The 9,459-nt window shown below is 46.7% G+C and carries 8 protein-coding genes; 4 read left to right on the top strand and 4 right to left on the bottom strand.

The features are described 5' to 3' along the window. Both V2I46_11110 and V2I46_11105 read left to right on the top strand, forming a co-directional pair. Positions 1 to 319: YfhO family protein (locus tag V2I46_11110; GenBank protein ID MEE4178044.1), on the top strand; the 319-nt coding region annotated here is incomplete at its 5' end. A gap of 13 nt (positions 320 to 332) precedes the next feature. Next, entirely contained in the window at positions 333 to 1,640 is a 1,308-nt protein-coding gene (locus tag V2I46_11105) for a glycosyltransferase family 4 protein (protein MEE4178043.1), read from the top strand. 22 nt (positions 1,641 to 1,662) lie between these two features. Here V2I46_11105 and V2I46_11100 read toward each other — a convergent pair whose 3' ends face one another. The 4 genes from V2I46_11100 to V2I46_11085 form a co-directional block, all read right to left on the bottom strand. Further along, positions 1,663 to 3,165 carry a potassium/proton antiporter gene (locus tag V2I46_11100; GenBank protein MEE4178042.1) on the bottom strand — a complete coding sequence of 501 codons (1,503 nt, stop codon included), beginning with the start codon at positions 3,163 to 3,165 and terminating at the stop codon, positions 1,663 to 1,665. Positions 3,166 to 3,256: 91 nt separating this feature from the next. Continuing rightward, a complete protein-coding gene (locus V2I46_11095) occupies positions 3,257 to 4,159 on the bottom strand; it encodes a mechanosensitive ion channel domain-containing protein (protein MEE4178041.1) in 903 nt (300 codons plus the stop codon). Positions 4,160 to 4,171: 12 nt separating this feature from the next. Then, entirely contained in the window at positions 4,172 to 5,989 is a 1,818-nt protein-coding gene (locus V2I46_11090; GenBank protein MEE4178040.1) for an SLC13 family permease, read from the bottom strand. A gap of 671 nt (positions 5,990 to 6,660) precedes the next feature. Beyond that, positions 6,661 to 7,068 carry a DUF4783 domain-containing protein gene (locus V2I46_11085; GenBank protein MEE4178039.1) on the bottom strand — a complete coding sequence of 136 codons (408 nt, stop codon included), beginning with the start codon at positions 7,066 to 7,068 and terminating at the stop codon, positions 6,661 to 6,663. Between the two features lie 178 nt (positions 7,069 to 7,246). Here V2I46_11085 and V2I46_11080 point away from each other — a divergent pair, with 178 nt between their 5' ends. After that, positions 7,247 to 7,720 (top strand): 23S rRNA (pseudouridine(1915)-N(3))-methyltransferase RlmH, encoded by a 474-nt coding sequence (locus V2I46_11080; protein ID MEE4178038.1) that lies wholly within the window; start codon positions 7,247 to 7,249, stop codon positions 7,718 to 7,720. Between the two features lie 183 nt (positions 7,721 to 7,903). Next, complete coding sequence (locus V2I46_11075; protein ID MEE4178037.1) at positions 7,904 to 9,406, top strand: LamG-like jellyroll fold domain-containing protein; 1,503 nt, start codon at positions 7,904 to 7,906, stop codon at positions 9,404 to 9,406. The last annotated feature ends 53 nt before the right edge of the window (positions 9,407 to 9,459 follow it).

The raw sequence follows: 9,459 nt of genomic DNA, 5'->3' as shown, positions 1-9,459 counted from the left end.
CAATTACCTGAAATATCAATACCAAACGGATACGGACCAATTGGCTGTCTTTTCAGAGATCTATTATCCTGAAGGATGGAAGGTCAGGATCAATGGAGAGAAAGCGCCCCCCCTGCGGGTTAATTATCTATTGCGGGGGCTGGTGGTTCCTGCAGGCAGTGGGGAGATCGAGTTTGAGTTCAGGCCAGCTGCCTTTTATGCCGGCGGAAAAATCGCCTGGGCTTTCAGTTTTATTCTCCTGGCCCTGATCGGCATCTGGGTCTGGCAGTTTGTGAAGCGATTCCGCAAGGACCCCGCAGACCAGATTTTTGACAGTTAAATCTATCGTTTTTTTGAAACGCGTCCTGATCATAACCTATTACTGGCCGCCCAGCGCGGGTGCAGGCGTTCAGCGCTGGCTGAAGTTCAGCAAATACCTGCGCGAATATGGCTGGGAGCCGGTGATATTCACCCCTGAAAATCCTGAATACCCCGGGCAGGACCCATCACTGGCGCGTGACGTTCCCGCTGGCATTACCGTATTGAAAACCAGGATTTGGGAGCCCTACCAGTTGTACAAGGCTTTCACCGGCCGAAAAAAGCACGAAAAGGTACAGGCCGGCTTTATCAGCGAGCACAAGAAGCCGGGGCTGGCTGAGCGCATGGCCACATGGCTGAGAGGTAACCTGTTTATCCCCGATGCACGCCGCTTTTGGATACGGCCATCCGTTCGCTTTCTGACCCAATGGCTGAAAGAGAATCCGGTTGATGCAATGGTTTCTACCGGCCCGCCCCATTCCATGCACCTGATTGCCCTTGGGGTCAAGAAAAAGACGAACATCCCCTGGCTAGCTGATTTCCGGGACCCCTGGACCCAGATTGACTTTTACGACAAGCTGATGCTGACCCGCTGGGCTGACAAGAAGCACAAACGACTGGAGAGAAATGTGCTTAAACTTGCTGACCGGGTCCTGATTGTAAGCAAAAACTGGGCAAAGGATCTGAAAGGCATTAATCCCCGGGAGATCGAAGTGTTGACCAATGGCTTTGATCCGGAGGACTTTGAAGGTCTACCCGATTTTACCTACGATACATTCAGCATCACCCATCTCGGCTCTCTGAATGCCGACCGTAATCCTCATCAGCTGTGGAATGCCTTGGCAGAACTGGTAAAGGAAAATGAATTTTTCCGAGAAAACCTGTTGATAAGGCTCATCGGGAAAACCGACATTTCGGTGATGGAGGCCCTGGAAAAGAATGGCCTTACCCCCTTTGTTGAAAAAGTTGATTACCTTCCCCACGACCAGGCCCTTGCCCAGGCTTCGCAGTCTGCCTTGCTTTTGCTGCCTTTGAACGATACCCCTAACGTGATGGGCATCACTCCCGGCAAATTGTATGAATACCTGGCCCTGAAGCGGCCCATCCTTGTCATTGGACCAGAAGAGGGCGACACAGCAAGGATCATTGAGGAAACCCAAAGCGGCAAAGTAACAGGATTCTCTGATCAGGAAAAGGTGAAAGTCCTGTTAAAGGGGTTTGCTGAAGACTTTAAGCAAGAGAATCTTGACTCAGGCAATACAGGAACAGAAAAGTTCTCAAGGAAAACCCTGACCAAAACCCTTGCCTCTATCCTGGATGAAATGACCGGCTCTAAAAGCTGATGGCCATTGCAGGTAAATCAAATCAATCCTGTTCTTCCGAATCAATTTGTTTTTTTTGATAAGAGGTGACTCCAATGCTTTTCATTACATTGGTGACTTCTTCCTGGTCTTCGGCAATGACCCAGAGCTTGTCGCCGGGTTTAAGCACCGTATCCCCCCTCGGGGTCAGGTAGAGGCCTTCCCTTTTAATCATTACGATCAAAGCGGATCGGGGAAAGTTAAGCTGTACGATGGATTTATTGGCGGCACGGCACCCTGGGGTGATCTTAACCTCCATCAGGTCTTTCTTCACCTGGTCGATCAGTTCTTTTTCCAGGGGATAGTCGCTGGGCTTCGCCGTCTTGTCTTCCACTCCAAATAGCCTTGCCGAGAGGGTAAGGGTGGTGCCCTGCACAAGGACGGAAGTGATTACAACAAAAAAGACCAGGTGGAAGATCAGTTCGGAGTTTTGCAATCCATACACCATTGGGAAAGTGGCAAAAACAATGGGCACAGCTCCCCTGAGTCCCACCCAGGAGATAAAGAACCTTTGCCTCAGGGGCATCCTGGAGAAGGCCAGGCTGATAAAGACACTCAGCGGGCGGGCAATAAAGATCAGGATGCCTGCAATTAGCAGGCCAGTACCCATCACCGGCAATACCTTGGAAGGAAACACAAGAAGGCCCAGCGCAAGAAACATCGTTATCTGCATCATCCAGGCTATCCCATCAAAAAACCTCAGAACAGATTTCTTGTGAATGAAGTTCTTGTTCCCAAGGATGATCCCTGAAAGGTAAACGGCCAGGAACCCGTTGCCATTGAAAAAATCGGTAATGGAATAGGTAAAGAACATCATGGCCAGAATCATGACCGGATACAAGCCTTCATAATCCAGTTTGATCCGGTTGGTCACAAACTCCATGACCCTTCCCAGGAAATAACCAATGACAGCCCCCAGGAACATCTGCTGGAAAAAGACAAGAAGCAGTGAAAACCCAATTTGTTCAGGATTCAAGATCAGGGAAACAAAGGTTATGGTGAGAAAATAGGCCATAGGGTCATTGCTTCCTGACTCCAGTTCCAGCAGGGGCCTGAGGTTGCCCTTCAGGCCGGTCTTGCGTGAACGGAGAATGGAGAATACAGCCGCAGCATCCGTAGAGGAAATGATCGACCCGATCAACAGGCCTTCAAGCAGGTTGATACCAAGGATCCAGTGCAGCAGAAAGCCTACGGAAAAAGCCGAGATCAAAACCCCCAGGACACTCAAGGATATGCCTTGCCTTAAAATTTTCCTGGCGCTCTCCATTTTCGTGTCAAGGCCCCCGGAAAACAGGATGATGGTCAAGGCCGTAGTCCCAAGCCACTGAGCCATCTGAGGGTTATCAAAAGGAATCTTCCCAATCCCGTCGGATCCTGCAAGCATCCCAACGCCAAGAAATACAATCAAAATGGGGATCCCGGTCTTCAGGGAAGTTTTGCTGGCAATCACGCTGATAAAAATCAGCACGGATCCGATGAGCAGGATATTTTCAATGGAAAGTATCACCTATTGATTATCAGTATTATTTTTTGTTTTAAAACCCACTCAATTTTGATTCAAAATAAGGCAATTAAACCTACTCCCCCGGGAAACGCCATCAGGCTTTGGGGGCCTTAATGAATCCATCCGGAACTTCTTTGAGATACAGATCCATTTGAGGATATGGAATGGTTATGTTGTTTTCCCTGAACTTTTTCACAATGGCATAATACAACTGGCTGCGCAGCACACCGGGTTTCTGAATATACCGGGAGGTCCAAACCCTTAAAATATAATTTATTGAACTGTCACCAAATTCATCCAGCAACACGTCAGGGATGGGCGTCTTCAATATCCCGTCATTCTCCCGGGCCACCTCCAGCAGTACCTTTTTCACCAATTCAGGGTTTTCACTATAGTGAACAGGAACAATGAAATTAAACCTGACCCGCTTGTCATTATAACTCCAGTTGATGACAGCCGAAGTGATTAAATTTGAATTGGGAACAATGATGGCGATGTTGTCATTGGTAAGAATAGTGGTAGCCCGTGCAGATATATCGATTACATCGCCCGAGATCCTTTCACCTGACTGCGTAATGACTTCAATACGATCAGCAATTTTAACAGGTCTTTCCACCAATATCACAATCCCACTCACGAAATTATTGGTAATGTTCTGCAAGCCAAAACCAATACCTACCCCAAGAGCTCCGGCAAGGACCGTTACAAAGCTCATGTCAATGCCCGCAGTTTGAATGATGATGATAAGACCCAGGGTAACGATGACATACCTTAGAATGGTGCTGATGGCCTGCCTTATCCCGATATCTACATTATACTTGGCCAGGATTTTATCAGCCAGGAGTTTCTTCAATTTGGCAGTAAGAAAAAACAGCAGATAAATGGAGATGATCAGGTATAATATTGTTGAAAGCGTAAAGGTTGATTTTCCAAGGCTAAACAGGGGCTCTTGCAGGAATTCCTTTGCTGACAAAAAGAAACTTTTAATACTTTCCATTTACTGTAATATTTAAAATGGGAAAAAAACCGGTATCAACCAGGTGGCCAAAAACCAGAAGATAAGATTAAGTGGTGTTCCAACCCGGATAAAATCGGTGAATTTATATCTTCCGGCGCCATAAATCATCGTATTGGTTTGGTAGCCCACCGGGGTCATAAAGCTTGAGGAAGCGGCAAAGGTAATGGCCATCAGCATGGGTCTGGGGTCCACGTTTAGTGAAACCGCCGTGGCGATAGCAATGGGGGCCAGTAAGACCGCACTTGCATTATTGCTCATAGCCGAAGTGAGCAGGGTGGTGACGAGGAAAAGAATTGAAAGCACAGCCGTAGGCCCCCAGCCTCCCACCAGGTTAATTAGTAAATCACTGATCAGCATTGCCGCCCCGCTGTTATCAAGGGCAACCCCAAGGCTCATGGCCCCAGCCAGCAAGAAAATCACCTTCCAGTCGATGGCCGTATAGGCTTCCTCCATACTGATGCAATTGGTTACTACCAGGAACATGGAGCCAATCAGGGCAGCAACCATGATGGGAAGAATGTTAAAGGAAGCCAGGGCAATGATGGCTGCCAGGGTAAAAATTACGGTGTATATCTTATCCTTCCTGAACTCGGGAAACCCAACCTCTGAAACAATTAAAAACGTATTACGCCCCCGCAATTGCAACTGCTGCAAATTAGGAAGTCTTTCGTGGTCTACTTCGATCAGCAAGGTATCGCCCGAACGTAGGACCGTTGTGGCCACCTTATCACGCATAATCTCGCCACGGTGACGAATGGCCAGCACTGTGGCGCCATAGCGCTGGCGAAAGCCCAGCTCCTTAACCGTCTTTCCTTCAAAATGGCTATTAGGGGCAATAACAGCTTCCACAAGGATTAACTTCTCCTCTTCTTTTTCGCCTTCCCCCCCTCGCATTTTCTTTTCGCTAAACTTAAAGTCACTTTTCAGGGCGATGCCTTGTCTTTCCTTGAGGGCTTTAATTTTGCTAACATCACACCTTACCTTCAGGATATCGCCCTCCTCCAGCAACATATCACCGCTTGGCATAATAAAATGCTGGCCGTTTTTATTCACCTCAAGGATATCTATTTCAAGGGATTTAACCAACGGGGATTCTGAAATGGATTTTCCAGCGGAAGGGGCATTATGAAGCAAGACAATCTCGGTAAGATAGTCGCCCATTCCAAACTTCTTCACCAGGCCTTCGCTATTTCCGCGATCAGGAATCAGGCGAATCCCAACAGTCATCATATACACCACCCCCGCAGCCATAAGCACCAGGCCCATCTTAGCCATCTCGAACATGGCAAAAGGCTCAAGGCCATGATCGGCAGCCACCCCGCTGACCAGGATATTGGTTGAGGTCCCGACCAGGGTGCATAATCCCCCAAACATCGAAGCATAGGACAGGGGCATAAGCATTTTCCCAAGGCTGTGATTGGAAGTGGCGGCAGCACCGGCCAGAATAGGAATAAAAATGGCCACCACTGGTGTATTATTGATAAAGGCCGAAATACTTGCCACGGTAACCATCAGCAGCAGGATACCCAGCCAGAAATTGTACTGAAACAGTTTCGCCATTTTGTTGCCGATCCCAACCACAGCCCCAGATTTAAACAATGCCGCACTGATGATAAACATCGCTGCAACCGTAATCGTAGCTGAATTGCTGAAACCAGATACCCCTTCTTCAGGACTGATAACCCCCGACAAGACCAGGACAGACATGGCAATAATGGCAACTACATCAACGGGGAAACGCTCGCTGGCAAACAGTATAACTGCTCCCACAAGCACTACCAATACAATTGCCATCTCAAGTGAAAACATCAGAACCCTGGCTTAATTAGAGAATAATTTTAGTCCCTTCTATCCATGCTTAGATACAAAAATATAAATATAGTCAAAAAGAATCGCCCTTCGGAAACAAAACAGAATAGATTTTCAGCAGATTTTTCCAAAATCAATAAGATGAACCAAGGATCCATCGCAGGTCAACCTTACTGATAATTTCCATACTATGCCTTTTTTATTCTCATGCCACTTCGACAAAATTTGGAAACTGCTTTTTTCCCCGGGCTCCCCCCTGATCAGCGACATTGCCCACTTTTGTTGAACCTCTCCTATTCACAAACCCAGCAACCTGAGACATACTCGCAAATGACTCATTATCTTTTATTTACCACCATTGAGCCAATAAGAACAGGAAAAATATTATCATGACACGCTCCTTACCGGGTCGGACCATGTTCGGAGTTAATACGGAGTTAATACGGAGTTTATTCGGTTTAAACCGAATAAACTCCGTATTAACTATGAGCCAGGTATGTCCCTGGCATGGATCTGTCGTGTTTAGCATGATGGCTCATACCCGGGGTCATTGCTCTGAAAATAGAGGTGGATTGAGGTTCGGGGACAGTGCGGCTCAGGCAAAAAAAAGCGGCTGCCTCCTGCTTTTGAGACAGCTACTTAAGATTTTAACTGGATGCACAACGAAATATTTATTGTGGTTCAAACTGAACCTGATGCAGCCTGAATGTGTCGGACACTTTTTTCAGCAGGAAATAGGTCCTGAAAGTTTGCCCGTTACGGGTTTGAAGGGTGCCGATAACATAAACCGAGCCATCGCGTGAATTACCCTGGTGATTCACCGAAAGTTCCTTGGGAGCGTTTTTCGAGAAAAAATTCCTCAGGATTACTTCTGCCTGCGATTTGCTGAATGTACCCTCACTGCCCGGCAGGGTCAGGTCCACATTTTGTCCAAAATATTTCGACATTTCGCGGGCATTGCCCTGCCGAATGGCCTGCGAGATCTCACGGGCCATGGCGTCCGTCTGTCCAAAGGCCGGCAATACAGGCAGCACGAACATAACATACAGGAGAATGCGGGTTATTAACCTTCTGATCATGATAGTAAAATAATTACAGCTATTCTTAAACAAAAACTGAACCAAACCGGAAAAAATAAAAAATATTCTGCTCCAAAGGTTCAATATTGTCTCTGCAAAGATAATGCAAAATGAATGCTGAGGCAAAAACCATTGGCACAATGGCTATAATATCCTAAATTTGAGGCAAAATCACCTGATGAAGATCACCTTGCTTGCCATAGGCAAAACCGATGAGCCTTATCTCCGTGAAGGCATTGAAAACTACAGAAAACGGCTGGTTCATTATACCAGTTTTGAGCTTATAGAAACCCAGCTGCCCAAAAAGCACCAGGCTCTTCCCCCTGCCCTTCTGAAACAAAAAGAAGCCGAAATCATTTTAACACACATCGAAAAGGCTGATTTTTCCGTATTGCTCGATGAAAGGGGAAAAACTTTTTCTTCCGTTGAATTTGCCGGATTTCTGCAACAACGACTCAACCATTCTGTGAAGAACCTGTTGTTTGTCATTGGGGGCGCCTGGGGCTTTGACGATGTTGTGTATCAAAAAGCCAGCATGAAACTTTCGCTTTCAGCCATGACTTTTTCTCACCAGATGACCCGCCTTTTCTTTACAGAACAGCTTTACAGGGCGTTTACCATACTTCGCAACGAATCATACCACAACGAATAATGTTGCAAGCCCTTTCGGGGGCTGAGCAAATTTCTTTGGCTGAAAGGGAATAAATTTTCCCGGGTTTTTCAAATAATTAAATTTTATGCATCTTCCCTGAGATTTTTTTTTTAGGTTTGTCCTTTAAAATTTACTCAACCAATTTGCCCTTTTCGCCTACCAGTAAAACAAAATACTCCTCAAATGAAAAATTCTTTATTTGTTTTTTCAGTTTTTATTTTTCTCTTCACCCTTTTATCCGCACAAGAACCAACCGAAAGTCTTATTGGGCAATACGACTTTTCAGGCAACGCTCGCGATCTGAGCGGAAATGAAAATCACGGGATTGTAAAACGGGTCTGGCCCGACCAAGATGTTTTTACCGGAGAAAACAGGGGCTCCTTTCGATTCGTTGGGAAAAAGAACCAAATTACAATTCCCATTGACATCAACCCGGTTGTAATGCCAGAGATGACCTTTGTGGCCTGGATCAAAACCGGTCATTATCCCCCAAAAAAACAATCCATCATGTCCATTTTTTCACAGGATGACGGGGGTTTTGACAGGGCACTGAAGGTCAGGTATAATAGCGATGACCGGAATATGGAATTGTTTGCTTACGACGGGAATGGCGAAACCCGGTCGCTGACCATTGACCGGGCCGACTGGACTTTTGTAGCGGTGGTTTACGACCAGAACAAAAAAACTGTCACCGTTTATGCCAATGAAAAGAAACGCACGGCGCCCGCCGAGATCATTCACGGGAGTGACTTTTTCCTGATCGGAGCCTGTCCCCGCAGCAAGCATTTTTATAAGGGGAGCATCGATGAAGTAAGGCTTTACGACAGGGCGCTGTCAGAAAATGAAATCAATACTCTTTTCCGGGCAAAGGTCCCTTACGAGGAACCACCGCAGCCCGAGCGTGAATACATTTACATCGTCTCGTCCAATTCTCTTCCCGTCCGTGAGAAAATGGATGAAAACTCAAAAGTCATTGGCAGCCTTTCGCGCAACGACACCATTGTCCATGCTGAGGCTATGGTCAACCCGGCAAATAACGAAAGACTGGTAAGCTTTGAACCGGAACCCGGGAAAACAGGGTTTGTACCCGAACGTTATCTGAACCGAATTGACATTACCCAATCTCCAATGGAAAGATTCGGTGAGAAATACATGAACTTCAGGTCCTGGTATTTCTGGGTCATTCTTTTGGGCATCCTGGTACTTGCCGGGCTTTTTATTAAAAAATTCCGGGTCATTGACGAGTTCCTGATCTACCAGGCCGACCGCAGTAAATATCCGGGAACGCCATGGGCTGCGATGGGTGCCATGATCATTGGTGCCGGCATGGGTGCATTGCTGGTGTTCTGGCAGAATGACACAGAAGCTTTCTTCAACACCCCTTTGTTCTGGCCCAAAGGCCATGCCCTGCATACCTGGATCGTTTGGAGTGCCTTCATTATCTTGCTATTAGGGGTTATTATTACGGCTGTGGAAAGCTTTATCAAGGCAGGTGCATTATGGGGATTGCTGAGGTTCCTGTTGATTCTTGTAGTATCGGCAATAGCCTCTTTCGCCTCAATGATCATTGCCGCTTATCTGATTGTTATCGCCATCATTCTCCTGGTCGTCTTAGGAATTCTTGGTGGAAGTTCTTCCAAAAGGGTCTTTAAGGATTCCAGTGGGAATGTATATGTTGAGCAGTAACGGCTCACGCGCCTGATAGCATTATTGTTTTTTCTCACCGAAATTGCCGTTTT

Source organism: Bacteroides sp. (assembly GCA_036351255.1).
In the GTDB taxonomy this organism is placed as follows: Bacteria; Bacteroidota; Bacteroidia; order Bacteroidales; family UBA7960; genus UBA7960.
This window is presented reverse-complemented; position numbering and strand designations above follow the sequence as displayed.

Excerpts from the sequence above, each read along its gene's own strand:
- V2I46_11095 (MEE4178041.1), bottom strand. The coding sequence starts at position 4,159 with ATGGAAAGTATTAAAAGTTTCTTTTTGTCAGCAAAGGAATTCCTGCAA.
- V2I46_11090 (MEE4178040.1), bottom strand. The coding sequence starts at position 5,989 with ATGTTTTCACTTGAGATGGCAATTGTATTGGTAGTGCTTGTGGGAGCA.
- V2I46_11085 (MEE4178039.1), bottom strand. The coding sequence starts at position 7,068 with ATGATCAGAAGGTTAATAACCCGCATTCTCCTGTATGTTATGTTCGTG.
- V2I46_11080 (MEE4178038.1), top strand. The coding sequence starts at position 7,247 with ATGAAGATCACCTTGCTTGCCATAGGCAAAACCGATGAGCCTTATCTC.
- V2I46_11075 (MEE4178037.1), top strand. The coding sequence starts at position 7,904 with ATGAAAAATTCTTTATTTGTTTTTTCAGTTTTTATTTTTCTCTTCACC.